Annotated in this window: 12 protein-coding genes and 4 pseudogenes; 10 read left to right on the top strand and 6 right to left on the bottom strand. The window is 67.9% G+C overall.

Annotated features, from left to right (window positions below):
* Positions 1-36 precede the first annotated feature (36 nt).
* Both bpln_RS36165 and bpln_RS25690 read right to left on the bottom strand, forming a co-directional pair.
* Positions 37-447, bottom strand: a complete 411-nt coding sequence (locus bpln_RS36165; protein WP_148654183.1) for a hypothetical protein — start codon at positions 445-447, stop codon at positions 37-39.
* Positions 444-1,286 (bottom strand): DUF6402 family protein, encoded by an 843-nt coding sequence (locus tag bpln_RS25690; RefSeq protein ID WP_226993811.1) that lies wholly within the window; start codon positions 1,284-1,286, stop codon positions 444-446. Before bpln_RS25690 ends, bpln_RS36165 begins: the two co-directional genes overlap by 4 nt.
* Between bpln_RS25690 and bpln_RS33405 the strand changes: the two are divergent.
* A pseudogene (locus tag bpln_RS33405) lies at positions 1,244-1,800 on the top strand (tyrosine-type recombinase/integrase); the annotation flags it as partial. The gene bpln_RS25690 and the pseudogene bpln_RS33405 overlap by 43 nt on opposite strands.
* 229 nt (positions 1,801-2,029) lie before the next feature.
* On the opposite strand, the gene bpln_RS25680 reads toward bpln_RS33405, so the two are convergent.
* Positions 2,030-3,214, bottom strand: coding sequence for a thiolase family protein (locus bpln_RS25680; protein ID WP_042628005.1), 1,185 nt, complete (start codon positions 3,212-3,214; stop codon positions 2,030-2,032).
* 387 nt (positions 3,215-3,601) lie between these two features.
* Complete coding sequence (locus bpln_RS25675; RefSeq protein WP_042629442.1) at positions 3,602-4,015, bottom strand: MarR family winged helix-turn-helix transcriptional regulator; 414 nt, start codon at positions 4,013-4,015, stop codon at positions 3,602-3,604.
* Positions 4,016-4,208: 193 nt separating this feature from the next.
* Between bpln_RS25675 and bpln_RS25670 the strand changes: the two genes are divergently transcribed.
* Positions 4,209-5,183: an oxidoreductase gene (locus bpln_RS25670; protein ID WP_055140388.1), complete on the top strand. Its 975-nt coding sequence runs from the start codon at positions 4,209-4,211 to the stop codon at positions 5,181-5,183.
* A 113-nt stretch (positions 5,184-5,296) separates the two neighbouring features.
* Here the strand turns inward: bpln_RS25670 and bpln_RS25665 are convergent, their stop codons facing one another.
* A complete protein-coding gene (locus bpln_RS25665) occupies positions 5,297-6,256 on the bottom strand; it encodes an AraC family transcriptional regulator (protein WP_055140387.1) in 960 nt (319 codons plus the stop codon).
* A 125-nt stretch (positions 6,257-6,381) separates the two neighbouring features.
* Between bpln_RS25665 and bpln_RS25660 the strand changes: the two genes are divergently transcribed.
* From bpln_RS25660 to bpln_RS25640, 5 genes are all read left to right on the top strand, one after another.
* Positions 6,382-7,476: a zinc-binding dehydrogenase gene (locus bpln_RS25660; RefSeq protein WP_244131939.1), complete on the top strand. Its 1,095-nt coding sequence runs from the start codon at positions 6,382-6,384 to the stop codon at positions 7,474-7,476.
* A gap of 201 nt (positions 7,477-7,677) precedes the next feature.
* Positions 7,678-8,061, top strand: coding sequence for a VOC family protein (locus tag bpln_RS25655; protein WP_042628001.1), 384 nt, complete (start codon positions 7,678-7,680; stop codon positions 8,059-8,061).
* 187 nt (positions 8,062-8,248) lie between these two features.
* Complete coding sequence (locus tag bpln_RS25650) at positions 8,249-9,328, top strand: alpha/beta fold hydrolase (protein ID WP_082465439.1); 1,080 nt, start codon at positions 8,249-8,251, stop codon at positions 9,326-9,328.
* A 600-nt stretch (positions 9,329-9,928) separates the two neighbouring features.
* Complete coding sequence (locus tag bpln_RS25645; protein WP_244131954.1) at positions 9,929-12,334, top strand: TonB-dependent receptor plug domain-containing protein; 2,406 nt, start codon at positions 9,929-9,931, stop codon at positions 12,332-12,334.
* Positions 12,335-12,749: 415 nt separating this feature from the next.
* Positions 12,750-14,372, top strand: coding sequence for a methyl-accepting chemotaxis protein (locus bpln_RS25640; RefSeq protein WP_055140384.1), 1,623 nt, complete (start codon positions 12,750-12,752; stop codon positions 14,370-14,372).
* Between the two features lie 122 nt (positions 14,373-14,494).
* Here bpln_RS25640 and bpln_RS37960 read toward each other — a convergent pair.
* Positions 14,495-14,876 (bottom strand): annotated as a pseudogene (locus bpln_RS37960) (MerR family DNA-binding protein).
* A gap of 319 nt (positions 14,877-15,195) precedes the next feature.
* On the opposite strand from bpln_RS37960, the gene bpln_RS25630 reads away from it, so the two are divergent.
* The 3 genes and pseudogenes from bpln_RS25630 to bpln_RS37955 all read left to right on the top strand — a co-directional run.
* Positions 15,196-16,674: an ISNCY family transposase gene (locus bpln_RS25630; RefSeq protein WP_055140382.1), complete on the top strand. Its 1,479-nt coding sequence runs from the start codon at positions 15,196-15,198 to the stop codon at positions 16,672-16,674.
* Positions 16,675-16,838: 164 nt separating this feature from the next.
* A pseudogene (locus bpln_RS25625) lies at positions 16,839-17,600 on the top strand (ISNCY family transposase); the annotation flags it as partial.
* A 62-nt stretch (positions 17,601-17,662) separates the two neighbouring features.
* Positions 17,663-17,871 (top strand): annotated as a pseudogene (locus bpln_RS37955) (helix-turn-helix domain-containing protein); the annotation flags it as partial.
* Positions 17,872-17,924 lie beyond the last annotated feature (53 nt).

Genomic DNA, 17,924 nt, shown 5'->3' with positions numbered 1-17,924 from the left:
GGGGCACGACAAACCGGCAAGGTGGGGTGAGTTCCACTACAGGCGCGGACGCGCCGCAAGAAACCTGTCCCACCAGGAAGGCGGTAGCGAGATGCTGGAATCGCCCTGACTGGGGTCCCCACGGGAAAACAGGACACCGGGACCAGTGCATTCCTCGGGCAACTCCGGACCGTCGGAAGCACACACACCGTCAGACCATATAAAATCCGCAACGGGCGTGCTGAACGTGCGCTGTGCCAGCAACTTGCCGTTTTTCGTGAAGACTCGCCCAACATATTCTGAATTTCCACCCGGAATCCACTTGAGCAAACATCGTTCGGCTATGTAAAGTTCATCTGGAGACGCTGATTTCTGGCAATCCGTACCATGCGGGGTGCGCTCGGTAAGGCAGAAGGAAAGCATGCCAACAGCCGCTACAAATAGCACCATGCGATTGAAGAGCTTCATAGGTTTATCGTGATTGGCGGGACGACCGGAACATAGCGACGGTCGGAATAGATGACGAAGTCACCGCCCCGATGGTGCCTGATTGCCCACTTTCGGAAATCGCTGTTGTGTACGGGATAGTAGACGTCGCCCTTGATAACCGGACTGCCAAGAGCAACGGATGCATTGATGTACGGAAGGGTAACGGATGATTCGACGTAAGGAACATAAGGAGAGGTCGCCGCAACCGCGTCGAGCGGGATGACGATCACGCCATCGCTGCTCCAGTGTCCCAGATACTGCGAGCGATCGCCTTGCCTGTCGGTGAATGTGTAGTTATCTTTCACATACACCCAGATCCCCTTCACCTCGGCTCTCGTTCGCCGTGACTCTACATCCCAGTGAAAGCGGGCGTGCCCGAGGGCCGCGTAGAAATTGAATGAGCCGAGCGCGCCGGTGAGGTCATCCGGCGCACCTCTGCGCTCCAGATCGTGCAGGAATACGTTGATTTTCTGCCCGAATGAGCCATCAACGGCTGCAAGTTGAAACTGGAAGTGATGATGCAGGCTGGCGGTGTCGTTGCCGCAAATATCTGCGCAGTCCAGTAGGGTCACGCTATCCTTGTAGGGCACAAGTTTCCTTTCAAGCACCTCCTTGGCCACCGGCGAACGAATAGCCTCATTGACCAGATAGTCGAATTTTTCCTTGGCGCGAGCGAACTTGAGCACCCAGTCCAGCTTGATGGTTTTGGTGTCGTACATCTCAGGCGGGTATGGCTTTCCGTCCTGATTGATCTCCGCTAGTTCATCGGCACCCGCAGCGACTGCGCTTCCTGTTGGATTTCGGGTATGCGACGGGATTGCGTGCCAGTGGACTGGTCGGCGCGACCTTGGGCGACGTGCAGGGCGATGAATGGGGCGATCACTGGCTGGACGTGACCGGCAAAGGCGGCAAGCGCGCGCGAGTCGCGCTGCCGTCGCTGGCCCGCAGCGCGCTGGACCAGTACCTGGTTCAGCGGCGGTTAACGGTTACCCCGCAACGCTGGGTGCCAAGAACACCGCTGGTTGCGAGTCTTGGCGAGGACGGTGATGCGGGTATCGTCGGCAGGCGTCTGTGGCACATCATGCGGCGCTTCTTCGGGCAGGCTGCCGACGTGATCCAGTCTGACCACCCCGCCGTCGCTGAAAACTGCGCCGTGCAAGCCCCCACGGGATGCGCCATAGCCATGCAAGTCACGCCCTCGCGCGCGGAGCGGAACTCATCGCGGTGCGCGACAACCTGCGCCACGCGTCGATCGCCACGACTTCGATGTACCTGCATGGCGACGATATCGAGCGGGCGCGGCAAATGAACAACGCTTTCACCGCACGCTAACCCCAAAGCCAATGGCCACGGGGCGTCGCGGCTTAACGTGCTTTATTGTCCGGATTCTGAAGCGCCCCCTGCATGGCCTCTGCAAGGCCGGCGCGACGACGGAAAGACAAGGCTCGCGGGCAAGGCAGCCGGCATGGTACTACCGCCGGCCGGCCGCCTCGAAATTCACGGGCCGCAGCGCCGCTCAGGCCGCCCGAGCCTTTGCCCGAGCCTCCGCCCGCGATGACGCTTACAGCGCTTCCAGCGCCAGCGCGATCCCTTGCCCGCCGCCAATGCAGAGCGTCACGATCCCGCGCGCGATGCCGTCGCGACGCATCGCGTGCAGCAGGCGCGTGACGAGGATCGCGCCGGTGGCGCCGATCGGATGGCCGTGCGCGATCGCGCCGCCCTCGACGTTCACGATATCGAGCGACAGGCCCAGCTCGCGCGCCACGGCGATCGGCACGGCCGCGAACGCCTCGTTGATCTCGACGCGCCCGACGTCGCCGAGCGACCAGCCCGCCAGCGCCAGCGCCTTGCGCACGGCCGGCACCGGGCCGATGCCGAACATCCCGGGCTCCACGGCGGCCACGCCGAACCCGGCCAGCCGGCCGAGCGGCGCGAGCCCGCGTGCCTCGGCGAAGCCGCGCTCGGCCACGATCATCGCCGCCGCGCCGCTGTTCAGGCCCGGCGCATTGCCGGCCGTGATGGTGCCCTCGGGGCGGAATGCCGGCTTCAGCTTCGCGAGCACGGCCTCGGTGGTTTCCGGGCGCGGCGCCTCGTCGGTGTCGAAGCGCTGCACGCCCTTGCGTCCCTCGATCTCCACGGCAACGATCTCGTCCTTGAAGCGGCCGGCTTCCTGCGCCGCCGCGAAGCGCTGCTGCGAGCGCGCGGCGAACTTGTCCTGCTCGGCGCGAGTGAGGCCCATGCGCGCGACCAGATCCTCGGTGTGCCAGCCCGAATGCTCGCCCGAGAACGCGTCGAGCAGGCCGTCGCCGAGCATGCTGTCGACCACCTTCGCGTCGCCCATCCGGTAGCCCCAGCGACCGCCATCGAGCAGGTAGGGCGCGCGGTCCATGTTTTCCATGCCGCCGGCGATCGCCACGTCGTGCAGGCCGTAGGCGATTTCCATGGCCGCGTTGACGATGGCCTGGGCGCCCGATCCGCAGACGCGATTGACCGTCAGCGCGGGAACTTCCACCGGCAGGCCGCCGCCGATCGAGGCCTGGCGCGCCGGGTTCATGCGGTTGCCGGCCTGCACCACGTTGCCCATGATCACCGCGCCGATTTCGGCGGCGTCGAGCCCGCCGCGCCGCAGCGTTTCGCGGATCGCCACGCCGCCGAGCTCGGTGGCGGGGACGCTCTTGAGCGTGCCGTTGTAGGTGCCGATGGCCGTTCGCACGGGGTGGGCAAGTACGATGTCGCGAGTCGTCATGATGAAACCTCCGGAGTCGGATGCGATGAGGGCAGGGGGCGCGAGGCGGCGCCGGGCGGGCGGTGGCCCGCTCGCGGCACGGCGCCGGTCGCGGCGCGGGAAACGGGATGGTGCGATGGTGCCGGGGCATGAGCCGCGGCCGCGCGGACGCGGCGGCTGTCGCGACGCTGGCGGGGCAGGCCGGGCCGGGTGATACCCGGTGTCGGGCGGCCACGTCGAACCGCCGCGATGCCGGGCCGTCGAGGGTTCATGTCGTGCGCTCCATGTTCGGGGCGAGGGCGGCGGCGCGCACGCCGGCCTCGGGTTTCGCGGGCAGGTACCCGCATTGCGACGGCATTCGCCGCCCGGTTCTACCTCGTGCCGGCCACGCGCGCCGTCGCGCCGGGATCAGAGCGTCGCGTCGATTCGCACCAGCGCGGTGCGCAGCGCCTCGACGTTGCCGGCGCCGAGCCGCGCCTCGACACCCTGCTGGCAGCGTTCCCACGCCGGCGTGGCCTTGCGCAGCAGTGCCTTGCCCGCGGGCGTCAGCGACACCAGCGCCTCGCGCAGGTCGCTGCCTTCGCGGCCGGTGCCGACCAGTTCCATCCGCTCGAGCACCTTCACGTTGCGCCCGACCGTCGAGCGATCCAGCTCGGCATGGCGGCCCAGCTCCGTCAGGCTCACCGGCTGATACCCGCCGATGGTCCGCAGCAGGAAATACTGGGCGATGTTGATGCCGAGCGATGCCAGCGCGGCATCGTACAACTCGGTCAGCCGGCGCGTGGCCTGGCGCAGATCGGTGCAGAGGCAAGGCGTGTTCATGCACGCGAGCATATACCCGCATGTTGCGCCGCGCAAGCCGAGGCGACCCGGGGCCGGCGCCGGCATCGGCGACCGGCAAGGCCGGACGATCGCCAAGGAATCGCGCACGAACCAGCATGGGAAAGCCGCGCCGGCTGCCCGATCATCGCAGGCTCCGGCCCGCCCGGGCCATCGTTACCTCAGGAGCCTTCCCGTGTCGAGCATGCAAACGCCCATCCACTCCGGTTTCGACGCGACACGCACCGCCCGCGAGGTCGTCGCCGGCATCGACCTGCACGGCACGACCGCGATCGTCACCGGCGGCTACTCCGGCATCGGCCTCGAGACCACGCGTGCGCTGGCCGAGGCCGGCGCGCGGGTGATCGTGCCGGCGCGCACGCTGGCGAAGGCGCGCGAGGCGCTGCGCGACCTGCCGCGCACCACGATCGCCGAACTCGACCTGTTCGACGCGGACTCGATCGATGCGTTCGCCGCGCAATACCTGGCCGGCGGGCAGCCGCTGCCGCTGCTGATCCAAAACGCCGGCATCATGGCCACGCCGCTGCACTACACGGCGCAGGGCCACGAGGCGCAGCTGGCCGCCAACCATCTCGGCCCGTTCCGGCTGACCGCGCGACTGTGGCCCGCGCTGCGGCAGGCCGGGGCGGCGCGCGTGGTGGTGCTGTCGTCGGGCGCGCATCGGTGGGCCGCCTTCGATTTCGACGATCCCGACTTCCGGCGGCGCGACTACGACAAGTGGACCGCCTATGCGCAATCGAAGACGGCCGGCGTGCTGTTCGCGGTGGAACTCGACCGCCGCGCGCGCGGGCATGGCGTGCGCGCGTTCGCCGTGCATCCGGGCCGGATCGAGACCGGCCTGCAGCGTTCGATCCCGCTCGAGGAAATGCAGCGCGTCGGCTGGCGCGATTCGAACGGCGAGATCCCGGCGGCGCTGCGCGCGAGCTACAAGACCCCGCAGCAGGGCGCGGCCACCACCGTCTGGTGCGCGACGAGCCCGGCGCTGGCGGGGCTGGGCGGCGTGTATTGCGAGGACAACGACATCGCGGCGGCGGTGCCGGCCGACCACCAGCCGCTCGACGGCGTGCTGCCGTGGGCGATCGACGGCGAGGCGGCACGGCGCCTGTGGACGTTGAGCGAGCGGATGACGGGCGTGGATTTCGCGATCTAGCTTTCCCGATCCGCCCGCGAGGCGAGGCGAGGCCGGCGCGAGGCAGCGTTGAAGCGCGACAGCGAAGCCGCGGGCGACGCGGCGCGATCGGCCGCGTTCCGCCCCGCGGCGCTTCAAGCCGGCGCCGCTTCCCCCACGCCCTTGCGCCGCGCGCTGCGAAAGCGCCCCGGGCTCTCGCCGGTGCTGCGCTTGAACGCGATGCTGAACGCGGTATCCGACAGGTAGCCGACGCGCTCGGCGATCCGCGCGAGCGACTCGTCCGAGCCGGACAGCGCCGTCATGGCCAGCGACATGCGCCAGGCCTGCAGGTATTCGAGCGGTGCGCTGCCCACGCGCCGGCGGAAGCGCTGCGCGAACGCGGTGCGCGACATCCCCACCGCCGCCGCCAGCGAGTCGACGGTCCAGCGCTCGGCCGGCGACGCATGCATCAGCGACAGCGCGCGGCCGATGCGGGCGTCGGCCAGCGCGCCGAGCCAGCCGGCCGGCGCGTCGCTGGTGGCCAGATAGGCGCGCAGCGCATGGACCAGCACCAGCGTCGCGAGGCTCGCGCGCGCGACGTCGGCGCCCGGCCGCGCCGTCTCGGTCTCGCTGTGTACCAGCGCGAGCACGTGGCCGAGCGCGTGCGAGGCCACGTCGGCCGCGCGCAGATGGATCAGCGGCGGCAGATGCGCGAGCAGCAGTGCCGACAGCTCGTTCTCGAACGTGAAGCGGCCGCTCGACAGGCTCACGAGCGGCAGCGAACCGGGGCCGGGGTCGGGGCTCACGTAACGCACCACGTCGTCGGCGCCGCGATGCTCGCGGTAGCAGCGCACCCCGTCCGCCGGCGCCAGCGCGGGATCGCTCGCCGAGCAGAACGGCGCGCCGTCGGTCAGCAGGTAGAAATCGCCTTCCTCCATGCGGTGGTGGCGCGATTCGCCGTCCATCCACAGGAACAGTTGCCCGCGCAGCACCGAGCCGAACTTGACGTGGCGATAGCTCGGAAACCGGAAAGCCCAGGCACCGTGCCCCTCGAAACGCGACGACAGCGCGCTCGACACGCGCAGCATCGACAACATCTCGGACAATGCATCCATATCTGTACGATCGAATAGGAATATCGAGCAAAAGATTATATGAGCATCGGCTTCGATGCGAGATCCTTCATCCATGGCGTGGGCGTCGTGCCCCGTGCCCCGAACCGTTCTCGAAGGAGACATTCATGCAGCCGACCCTCATGCGAGCGTGGCAGCTCGAGCGCCCCGGCGGCGCGCTGACGCTCGTCGATCGACCCGTCCCGCGCGCGCGGCCCGGCGCCGTGGTGGTGCGCATGCAGTCCTCGGTGCTGATGTCGTACCTGCGCGACTACGTGGACGGCCGGCTGCCCGGCTATCAGGTGCCGTCCCGGCCGTTCGTGCCGGGCGGCAACGGCGTGGCCATCGTCCACGAAGTGGGACGCGACGTCTGGCACCTGCGGGTCGGGCAGCGCGTGATGATCTCGCCGTATAGCGTGGCGCGCGAGAACGTGGCCGAGCCGGCGCGGATGCTGATCGGCGTGACGGCCGGCGGCGAGGCCGGCCGGCGCATGCAGGACGACTGGCCCGACGGCACGCTGGCCGACTACGCGCTGCTGCCGGCGGCGGCGCTGACGCCGGCCGACGCGCTGCCCGACCTCGACGCACGGCGCCTCGCGACCGCGATGCGCTACGTGGTGCCCTATGGCGGCCTGCTGAAAGGGCGGCTGGCCGCGGGCGAGACCGTGGTGGTGTCGGCCGCGACGGGCGCCTACGGTTCGGCGGCGGTGCCGCTCGCGCTCGCGCTGGGCGCGGCGCGCGTGATCGCGTTCGGGCGCAACGCGGCGGCGCTCGGGCGGGTGGTGGCGCAAGCCGGCGCGCGCGCCGTGGCGGTGGCGGCCAGCGGCGAGGTCGCGGCCGACGCGGCGGCATTGCGCGCGGCGGCGGGCGGCGCGGGCGTATCGCTCGCATTCGACATGGTCGGCAACGCGGCCGATCCGAACCTGACGCTGGCCGCGCTGCACAGCCTGAACACGGGCGGCCGCCTGGTGCTGATGGGCAGCATGGCCGTGCCGCTGCCGCTGCCCTATACCGAGGTGATGCGCCACGGCTGGGAGATCCTCGGCCAGTTCATGCATGCGCGCGATGCCGGGCGCGGCGTGCTGGCGCTGATCGCGGCCGGCCTGCTGCGGCCCGACGCCTGCGACGCCGCCACGTTCGCGCTGCCCCGGCTGCCCGAGGCGATCGACGCGGCGGCGCGCGCGGCCGGCACCGAATGCGTGGTCGTCGATCACGAGGCTTGAGCGGCGGGCGCTGGCGGCGGCCGAAACGGCGACTTGCGAAAAACAGCGCTTATCGGCGCGCCGAAAATGCGGCACGATCCGCTCGACGCCTCAACCCGATGGAGCCGCACGCATGACACCGTCCCGCAAGCTTTCGCCCCGCCGCCGATGGCCGGCCCCGAGCCGGCCCTTGGCAAGCCTCGTCACCCGGGAGGCCGCGCCATGTCGCTGATCGATCATCTCGACCACCTCGTGCTGACCTGCGTCGATCCCGAGGCGACGCGGCACTTCTACGTGGAGGTGCTCGGCATGCAGCTGGAAACGTTCGGCGCAGGGCGGCTCGCGTTCCGTTTCGGCAACCAGAAGATCAACCTGCATGTGCGCGGCGCCGAGTTCGAGCCGAAGGCGCACCTGCCGGTGCCGGGCGCGCTCGATCTGTGCTTCATCGCGTCGGTGCCGCTCGACGCCGTGATCACCCATCTCGAACGCGCCGCCTGGCCGATCGTCGAGGGTCCGGTCGAACGAACCGGCGCGACGCGCCGGATTCGCTCGGTCTACGTGCGCGATCCCGACCTGAACCTGATCGAGATCTCCGAGCTGCTGTAGGCGCCCAAGCCGCCGCCCGATCCCTGAAACGCAAATCCGTGCAGGAATACCCCCGTTTTGTCCAGACGCGCGCCGCGCGCCGCGGCTACATTGACGGGCGTCGCCGGCCGGCACACGTGCCGCCGGCGTGCCGCTGGCGGGCCATTCGCGCCGGCGCATTTCCGAACTCGCAAGGACAGGGAAAGCCATGAAAAGGATTGTGTTGGGTTGCGCCACGGCGATGCTGGGGACGCTCGGCCACGCGCAGACGCCGGCCGGGCCGGCGCCGGAGACGGCCGGCGACTACGTCGCGAAAGATTTCCGCTTCGCCGACGGCACGGTGCTGCCCGAGCTGAAGCTGCACTATGTCACGCTCGGGCGGATCCGGCGCGACGCGGCCGGTCACGTCACGAACGCCGTGCTGCTGCTGCACGGCACGACCGGCACCGGCGCGCAGTTCCTCACCCCGCACTCGCGCGAGGAACTGTTCGCGCCGGGCGCGCCGCTCGACGCGGAGAAGTATTTCGTGATCGTGCCCGACGGCCTCGGGCGCGGCGGCTCCGCCAAGCCCAGCGACGGCCTGCGCACGCGCTTTCCGCAGTACGGCTACAACGACATGGTGCAGGCGCAGTTCCGGCTCGTCACCGAGGGGCTCGAGGTCGACCATCTGCGGCTCGTGCTCGGCACCTCGATGGGCGGCATGCAGACCTGGCTCTGGGGCGAGCAGCATCCGGCGATGATGGACGCGCTGATGCCGATCGCCTCGCAGCCGATCGCGATGGCCGGGCGCAACTGGCTGTGGCGGCAGATGGTGATCGGCGCGATCGAGCACGATCCGGGCTGGCAGCACGGCGACTACGCGGCCTCGCCGACGCAATGGACGCGCGTGATGCCGATCTTCACGATCATCACGCAGAACCCGCATCAGCTGCAGCTCGCCGCGCCGGACCGCGAGGCCGCGACGAAGCTCTACGACACGACCGTGGCGCAGTACGCGAAATACGACGCCAACGACGTGCTGTACTGGTTCCGCTCCTCGTCGGACTACGATCCCGAGCCGCGGCTCGGCAAGATTCGCGCGAAGCTGTTCGCCGTGAATTTCCAGGACGACCTGATCAACGCGGCCGACCTCGGCGTGATGCAGCGGCTCGTGCCGAAGGTGCCGGGCGGGCGCTTCGTCGAGATTCCGGAAGGGCCGAACGCGTATGGCCACCAGACGCTCGCCCATCCGGAAGCGTGGAAGCCGTACCTGAGCGAGCTGCTGGCGCAGACCGCCGCGCCGCGCTAGGCGCCCGGCATCGCATGACGGAAAGGCCGGCGGCACCGGCCGTTCTGCTCGCGGCAGTCATCCTGTCGGTGCCGATCCGGCCGCGCGACGCCGGCCGCCGCGTTCTCCTTTGCTTCGACGGAGGCGTCGGGCGCCGCCGCCGTCCGGCGCGGCGCGCTTTCCCCTGATCGGGCGTCGCCACGCGACGCCCGAACACCGCGACGCAACCCGCGGCAGCGAGCACCGCGGCACGAGCCCTCGCGCTGCCGGTGTCGCGGAGGGCGGCGGGGCGCGCGCGCATATCGTTGTGCCGAATGCTTGGTTCGTGCGGACCACGCGCGCTGCTATCTTGGGTGCCGTCCCTCGACCGATACGACCCGTATCGTGCGAGGCGCGCGAGAAGCGACCGACGGCCCGCCCTGCGAGTCACCCATTCAATCAGGAATCCGAATCGGCATTGCCACGACGGTGATGCGGCCGGTGTTCGTCGATCGTTCCCGTCTCGCGGTTCATCACGGTTCCCACACTGGAGATTCGATGCGGTCATACATGGCACGGCGCGCCGACGCGCCGATCGACGGGCTCGCCAAGCGGGCGCCGCGCGGCGCGGCGGCGGCGCTGATGCTGGCTTGCGGCACGGCCTGGGCGCAAGGCGCCGAGATGCCCGATCCGGCGAGCACGGCAGCCGCGGGGCAGCCGCCCGCCGCGGCGGCGCCGGCCGGCCCGGCGCAGTCGGCTACGGCCACCGTGCATCAGGACGCGGTGGTGGTGACCGGCTCACGCACGCAGACGCGCGCCAGCCAGAGCCTGACGCCGGTGGACGTGATCGGCGCGGCGCAACTGCAGCAGACCGGCGCGGCGAACCTGCGCGACGCGCTGGTGCGGCTCTCGCCGTCGATCACGCGCGAATCGTATGCGGGCGACACGGCCGTGCTGAGCGACGTGCTGTCGATGCACGGGCTCACGCCCGACCACGTGCTGGTGCTCGTGAACGGCAAGCGCCGCCACACCACGGCCAACATCTCGCTCGACGGCGGCCTGAACCAGGGCGCGACGGGCGTGGACATCTCGACGATCCCGGTCGCGCTGATCGATCACATCGAGATCCTGCGCGACGGCGCGGCCGCGCAGTACGGCTCGGATGCGATCGCAGGCGTGATCAACATCATCCTGAAGCGCGGCACGCACGGCGGCAGCCTCGAATCGACCAACGGCAAGACCTACGCGGGCGACGGCTTTCGCAACGACGAATCGGCCGTGATCGGCTTCAATCTGGGCGGCCGCGGCTTTCTCGACCTCGGCGCCGGATTCGCTCGGCAAAACCACACGGTGCGCACCGGCACCGACGACTACTTCGGCAGCCTCGCGCCGGGCCAGGGCTACCCGAACCCGATCGAGGGCGATCCGGCCAGCACGCGCACGACGGTGGGCTTCAACGCCGGCTACTACCTGACCGACGAGGTCCAGCTCTACGGCTTCGGCACCTTCGCGCACCGCAGGGGCGAGGCCTACCAGAACTACCGGCCGCCCTCGGTGCTGCCCGCCGTGTTCCCGAACGGCTTCGTGCCGGTGGAAGCGGTCAGCGAAAACGATTTCTCGGTGACGGCCGGCCTGAAGGGCGAGAACCTGTTCGGCTTCACCTGGGATCTCAGCTCGACCTACGGCGGCGATCATTCGTCGTTCGGCCTGCTCGATTCGGCCAACACCGGGCTCTATGCCGCGAGCGGCGACACGCCGACCCGCTTCCATCTCTCGACGCTGAGTTCGACCCAGCTGACCAACAACCTCGACCTGTCGCGCGCGTTCCACCTGCCGCTGCTGGCGGCGCCGCTCACCGTGTCGTTCGGCGTGGAGCAGCGCCACGAGACCTACAGCGTGGCGCCGGGCGACGACGCGTCGTCCATCCTCGGCGGCGCGCAGGCGCTGCCGGGGCTCGCGCCGGTCAGCGCGAGCCGCGCCTCGCGCGACGTGCTCGGCACCTACGTCGATCTGGCCACGCGCATCACGCCGCGCTGGAAGATCGACGTGGCGGGCCGCTTCGAACACTACAGCGACGTGGGCGACACCGCGAACGGCAAGTTCGCGACGCGCTACGAGCTGTCGCCGGCCATCGCGCTGCGCGGCAGCATCAGCAGCGGCTTTCGCGCGCCGTCGCTGGCCGAGGAGAACTACACCAACGTCAACACCTCGCCGGCCTCGGCCAGCGGGCTGCTGGCCGCGAACTCGTCGGCCGCGCGGCTGATCGGGGCGCAGCCGCTGAAATCGGAGAAGTCGACCAACCTCAACCTCGGCCTCGTGCTCACCCCCGCGCGCGACCTGAACCTGGCGATCGACGCCTACCAGATCGACATCCGCAACCGCATCGTGGAGGGCGGCACGGCCTCGGGCGCGGCCGCGCTCGCCGCGCTGCAGGCGGCCGGGCTGTCGGTGTCGGGCTCGGTGCCGGCCTCGGCCGTGTCGGCGAGCTACTTCACCAACGGCGCCGACACGCGCACGCGCGGCCTCGACCTGACGGGCACCTACCAGACGCGTTTCGGCCAGTACGGGCGCGTGGACTGGGAACTGGGCGTGAACCTCAACACCACCTCGGTCACGCGCACCGGCACCAACCCGAACGGCTCGCCGCAACTGAACGCGCAGCAGATCGCCTGGCTGACCACCTCGACGCCGAAGAACCGCATCATCCTCGGCGGCACCTGGCATCTCGACAAATGGGCGGTGAGCCTGCACGAGACGCGCTTCGGCCCGACCACCAGCGAGGAAACCTACATCGTCGGCCCGAACGCGTTCTCGACCACGCAGTTCGTGCGGTTCCGCAACGCCGCGAAATACACCACCGACCTCGAGGTGCGCTACGACGTGACCCCGCGCTTCCAGATCGCGATCGGCGCGATCAACCTGTTCGACGCGAAACCGTCCGAGCTGCCCTACGAGGCGCAACTCGAAGGCATCCGCTACGACAGCGCCGCCGCCACCATCGGCGCGAACGGCGGCTTCTATTACGCGCGGGCGCGCTACGCGTTCTGACGGCGCGGCGGTGCGGCCGGCACGGGCGAGTGGATCGCGCCATGCCGGCCGCGCCGCTGTTTTCCGGCATGACGTGTCAGATCAAATCAACGCGCCGTTTCAAAATGAAGAATTAATGCGCTGAATGAACGCATCCGGCGAATGAATACCCGGACATACATCAAAATGCTCCGGTCCGTGATCACTCCGTCGCCGCTAGGTAATTGCCCTTATCAAAAAAATTCAATTGAGAAGAAGTGATGCCGTAAACACGCCTGAGAGATAGTGCTACGGGGCCTGCAGTTTTCCCGCCGGCGGTCGCCGCGTTCTTGCCACGACGGCCGCGATCGCGCACCCGCCGAATCGGCCGTCATGATCCGGCTTCGGGAAAAGGAAAGCACTAGTAAAAAGCATCCTTGAAAAGGATAGGCACATCATGACCATTTCAAACCTGAGAATCGGGGTTCGCCTGAGTGCGGCCTTCGCGATCATCGTCCTGTTGCTGATCGGCACCACGCTGCTCGGCATTCGCCATATCGAATCCAGTCTCAATCGAATGAACGGCATCGTCAACCAGCGTTATTCGCTGATTTCGACGAGCACGCTGATCAAGACCACCAGCCTGAAAGCCAATATCATTCTCAGCAACCTGCTGCTGGCTTCCACCCCGGATCAGACAAAAAAATACACGGACGACTACGCCGTCATCCGCAAGTTCAACGCCGATACCTATACGCAATTCGAAAAGCAGCTGACCGACGACCAGAGCCGGGCGCTGTTCAGGAGCCAGCTCCAGGCGCGTACCGACTACGGCAACGCCGTCAAGACCTTCCTCGCGATGGTGGCGGCGGGCAGGCAGGAGGAGGCACGCGACCTCTACCTCGGCGATATCGCGCACCTGCAGGACGTGTATTTCGCGCTGGTCGACAAGATGGTGGACTTCCAGGCCGGCCAGATGAACAACGACGTCGCCGAGGCCACGGCCGAGGGCCGATGGGCCAAGCTGCAGATGGCGATTCTCGCGCTCAGCGCGGTGCTGGCGTCGGTGCTGACCGGCTGGTTCATCACGCGCAGCATCACGCGGCCGATCAACGGCGCGGTGGCGCTGGCCGAGGCCGTGGCGAGCGGCGACCTCACGCACCGGCTCGACGTGACCGGCCGCGACGAGGTCTCGCGCCTGCTGGCCGCGCTCGGCAGGATGACCGAGAGCCTCAACACCATCGTCGGCAACGTGCGCGGCGGCACCCACGCCATCACGCTGGCCTCGCAGGAAGTCGCGAGCGGCAACATGGATCTGTCCACGCGCACCGAGCAGCAGGCGAGCGCGCTGGAACAAACCGCCGCCGCGATGGAACAGCTCACCTCCACCGTCAAGCACAACGCCAGCAACGCGCAGCAGGCCAACCAGATCGCCGGCGAGGCGTCGGCGGTGGCCGTGAAGGGCGGCGAGGCGGTGGACCGCGTGGTGGACACGATGAACGCGATCGATGCCTCGTCGCGCAAGGTGGTGGAGATCATCAGCGTGATCGAGGGCATCGCGTTCCAGACCAACATCCTCGCGCTGAACGCGGCCGTGGAAGCGGCGCGCGCCGGCGAGAACGGGCGCGGCTTCGCGGTGGTGGCGGGCGAGGTGCGCAGCCTCGCGCAGCGCAGCGCGGTGGCGGCCAAGGAAATCAAGACGCTGATCGACGATTCGGTGAGCCACGTCGGCTTGGGCACCGGCATCGTCGAGCAGGCCGGCGAGACGATCCGGCAGGTCGTCAAGAGCATCACGGCGGTGTCGTCGATCGTCAACGAGATGAGCGCGTCGAGCCGGGAGCAGAGCGACGGCATCGAGCAGATCAACCACGCCATCACGCAGATGGACCAGGTCACGCAGGAAAACGCGGCACTGGTCGAGGAAAGCGCGGCCGCCGCCCAGGCGCTGCGCAACCAGGCCGACGCGCTGACCGGCACCGTGGCCGCGTTCCGGCTCGACGGCGACACGCGCCGTGTCGATGCCGTGACGTCGAGGCCGTCGAAACATGCGGCGGCGCTGCCGGTGCTGTCGGCGACCTGAGCGGGGCGGGGTGCGATCGGCGCCGCGCGAGGCGGCGATCGCGCCCGCATGCGCCGCATGCAGCGTGACGCCGCGTGCCCGCACGGGTCACCGGCGAACGCCGGCTCAGGGCCGCCCGACGCTTACTTCCGGATCGCCTTGCCTGGCGTGCCGATCCCTCGGGACGCGACGGCTCGAAGGATGCGGCGGAACGTGGAGCATTCCATGTGGCTGGGTGCGGGGCAGGCCGCAGCATGTCTCAACCCGTCGCGCGTGACGATCGGCTTGCGGATCGTCGCGTCCAGCTCGCCGGCCTTCGCCGCGAGCATCCGGCGATCGATGCGCGGCCGTGCCTCAGGTGCGATCATCCGCGCGACCTCGTCAAGCGAGAAGCCCGGCCGGGCGGCCGAGCGCGATCAAGGCCGATTGCTCCAGCAGGCCGGGATCGAACTGCCGGCGCAATCCGCGGCGCGCCGTCGACGCACGCAGACGATGCTCGACGCGATGTTTCAACCGTTCGAAGATCGGCTGGTCGACATGATTCCCGGTGCCGTCTCGCACCGCGTAAACAGCGGTGTGCCGGTGATCGTCAGGTACGGCACCCTGACGATAAAGCCGGACGCGAACGGCGCGCCGCTCGAATGCTGACAGTCGAGGGCTTGAGGTTGGGCTCGTGAGCGGAGGGGGATGCCAAGGTGTATATGTCATTTGACATAAGGTAAATTATCGACAATTTATGTGTAGCGGCTAAGTTGTAATGTCCGCTTCTGGCTAAGTTCAAATGTCCGCTTTTCGACCCATCGTAAGCTGACCGGCCGCTGGGAATCCAGCGCTGGAGGCTGCGATGGCTGCAACGGAACGGATCACGATGACGATGCGCGAGCTGGACAGGTTCAAGGTCATTCAGGACGTGGCGGACGGCATGCTCAAGCCGTGGCGCGCCGCGGAACGGCTCGGGCTGACGACGCGGCAGATCCGCAGACTGGTCGGCAGGCTGCGTGATCTGGGTGCGCCGGGTCTCGTGTCGGGTCGTCGATCAAAGCCCAGCAACAACCGTCTGGATGCCGTGACGGCCGACCGTGCAATCTCGATCATCCGTGAGCGCTACGCAGATTTCGGGCCGACGCTGGCCTGCGAGAAGCTGTATGAGTGTCATGGCATTCGCCTGGCGAAGGAAACGGTGCGTGGGCTCATGACGGCCGCCGGCCTGTGGGTGCCGCGCCGCCAGCGTCCGCCGAAGGTCTACCAGCCGCGAGCGCGGCGCGCGTGCCTGGGCGAACTGATCCAGATCGACGGCAGCGAGCATGCGTGGTTCGAGCAGCGCGCACCGCAATGCACGCTGCTGGTGTACGTCGACGACGCGACGAGCCGGCTGATGCATCTGCACTTCACGGTGAGCGAATCGACGTTCAGCTACTTTGAGGCGACGCGCGCGTACATCGAGCTTCACGGCAAACCGGGCGCGTTCTACAGCGACAAGGCCAGTGTGTTTCGCAGCACGTCGGCCGGCAAGACGGGCAACAGTGTGACGCACTTTGGCCGGGCGATGTACGAGCTGAACATCGACACGTTCTGCGCGAACTCAAGTTCCGCGAAGGGACGCGTGGAGCGCGCGCACCTGACGCTGCAGGACCGGCTCGTCAAGGAGTTGCGTCTGAAGGGTATCAGCACGGTCGCCGACGCCAACGCGTACGCGCCCTGCTACATCGCGGCCTATAACGCGCGCTTTGCGAAGCCGCCGAGAAGCACGTTCGACGCGCACCGTCCGTTGCGTGACGATGAGGATCTGGATCTGCTGCTGACGTGGCGCGAACTGCGGCGCGTGACGAAGTCGCTGACGGTGCAGTACGACCGTGTGCTGTACCTGCTCGACGACACGCCGGCGAACCGCAAACTCATCCACCGGTATATCGACGTCTGGGAGTACCCGGACGGGCGCATCGAGATCCGGGCGGATGGCCAGACATTGCCCTGCCGGCAGTATGACCGGCTCGCGGAAATCGATCAGGGCGCGGTGGTCGAGCACAAGCGCCTGGCTCACGCGCTACAGGTCGCGCAGGCGCTGCAGGCGCAGCGTGACAACCGGCGCATCTCGGGCTCGCCATCGCGCACGAACCAGGGCATCGAAGTGCGCAAGCCCGGGCGTCCACCCGGTACAAAGAAACAGCGCGAGTTCACGCAGGCCGATGTCGAGCACGTAGTCGTGGAACTCTCGCAACGCAAGACCGCGCCACCGCGCAAACCTGGCCGGCGGTCCGCAAGCGACAGTGGAACAGGCGTAAGCGCCCTGCCCGTTAAGGCGCCATCCTTCGACACTGCGTGAGTTGAAACCCCGAGATAGAGATTTCTAACCCCGCAAGAGCGGACATCTGAACTTGGCTGGACAGCGGACATCTGGATCTGGCTTTGACATTATGTGTTGTGGCTATTTAGTCATGTCCGGTTTGGGCCAGTTAGAAATGCCCGGTTCGGAGCCACCGCAGGCGCATGCTGTCGAGGCGCAACACGGTAGAGCCTGCCATGCAAAAGCCCGGTCAGCATGAACGAACTGCAACGCGTCAAGGTCATCGATCGCGATCATCCGCGAGCGCTACGCCGATTTCGGCCCGACCCTGGCGCGCGAGAAGCTTCACGAGTGTCACGGATGGCGAGTTGATCCAGATCGATGGCAGCAACCATCGCTGGTTCGAGTATCGGGCAGCGGCCTGCACGTTACTGGTGTTCATTGACGATGCGACCAGCCGTCTGATGGCGCTGAATTTAACGGCGACGGAATCGACCATCAGCTACTTTGAGGCTGTCGACAAATATCTGGGCGCCCATGGCAAGCCGGTTGCGCTCTACAGCGACAAGGCCAGCGTGTTCTACGTGAAGAACCGTTCTGCGACAGCCGGCAAAGGCGTAACGCAGTTTGGGCGCGCGCTGTACCAGCTCGACATCGAGGCATTTTGCGCCAACACGCGCCAGGCCAAGATGCGTGTCGAGCGAGCCAACCTGACGCTGCAGGACCGGCTCGTGAAGGAGCTACGGCTGCGCGAGATCAGCACATGGGAGGCCGCCAATGCTTATGCGCCCTCCTCCATCGCCGACTTCAACCGACGTTTTGCCAAGCCGCCGGCGGGCGATCACAACGCACATCGGCCGGTACGCGATGACGAGGATCTGCGGCAGATTCTGGCCTACCGGGTACCGCGCAAGGTCACGAATGCGCTGACCGTCCAGTACGACCGGGTGATGTATTTGCTGCAGGACACGGCGCCCAATCGCAAGCTCATTCACCAGTACGTTGAAGTCGTTGAGCTGGCCGAGTCAAGTTGCTGTTCCGGCGGACGTTCGGGACGCCGGTGCATCAGTTTGTGGTGGAGAAGCGCGTCGAACGCGCGAAGCGGCTACTCGACTGCCGGTCAGCCAGATCGCGCTCGATTGCGGCTGCGCGCATGCGAGCCATGTGGCGCACTGGATGAAGCACATGCTAGGGGTGACGCCAAGGGAGGTGGAACAAAGCGAGCGGAGGAAATAACACTGCGGCACCGGTACCGTGGCTTCGCTGCAACTCGCGCACTCCGCCCCTCA

It is taken from the genome of Burkholderia plantarii, from assembly GCF_001411805.1.
GTDB lineage: Bacteria > Pseudomonadota > Gammaproteobacteria > Burkholderiales > Burkholderiaceae > Burkholderia > Burkholderia plantarii.
The sequence above is the reverse complement of the archived record's forward strand: the minus strand, read 5'-3'. Positions and strand labels throughout refer to the sequence as shown.

Bases quoted from the DNA above. Each gene is read 5' to 3' on its own strand.
- bpln_RS36165 (WP_148654183.1), bottom strand. From the start codon at position 447: ATGAAGCTCTTCAATCGCATGGTGCTATTTGTAGCGGCTGTTGGCATG.
- bpln_RS25680 (WP_042628005.1), bottom strand. From the start codon at position 3,214: ATGACGACTCGCGACATCGTACTTGCCCACCCCGTGCGAACGGCCATC.
- bpln_RS25675 (WP_042629442.1), bottom strand. From the start codon at position 4,015: ATGAACACGCCTTGCCTCTGCACCGATCTGCGCCAGGCCACGCGCCGG.
- bpln_RS25665 (WP_055140387.1), bottom strand. From the start codon at position 6,256: ATGGATGCATTGTCCGAGATGTTGTCGATGCTGCGCGTGTCGAGCGCG.
- bpln_RS25660 (WP_244131939.1), top strand. From the start codon at position 6,382: ATGCAGCCGACCCTCATGCGAGCGTGGCAGCTCGAGCGCCCCGGCGGC.
- bpln_RS25655 (WP_042628001.1), top strand. From the start codon at position 7,678: ATGTCGCTGATCGATCATCTCGACCACCTCGTGCTGACCTGCGTCGAT.
- bpln_RS25650 (WP_082465439.1), top strand. From the start codon at position 8,249: ATGAAAAGGATTGTGTTGGGTTGCGCCACGGCGATGCTGGGGACGCTC.
- bpln_RS25645 (WP_244131954.1), top strand. From the start codon at position 9,929: ATGCTGGCTTGCGGCACGGCCTGGGCGCAAGGCGCCGAGATGCCCGAT.
- bpln_RS25640 (WP_055140384.1), top strand. From the start codon at position 12,750: ATGACCATTTCAAACCTGAGAATCGGGGTTCGCCTGAGTGCGGCCTTC.
- bpln_RS25630 (WP_055140382.1), top strand. From the start codon at position 15,196: ATGGCTGCAACGGAACGGATCACGATGACGATGCGCGAGCTGGACAGG.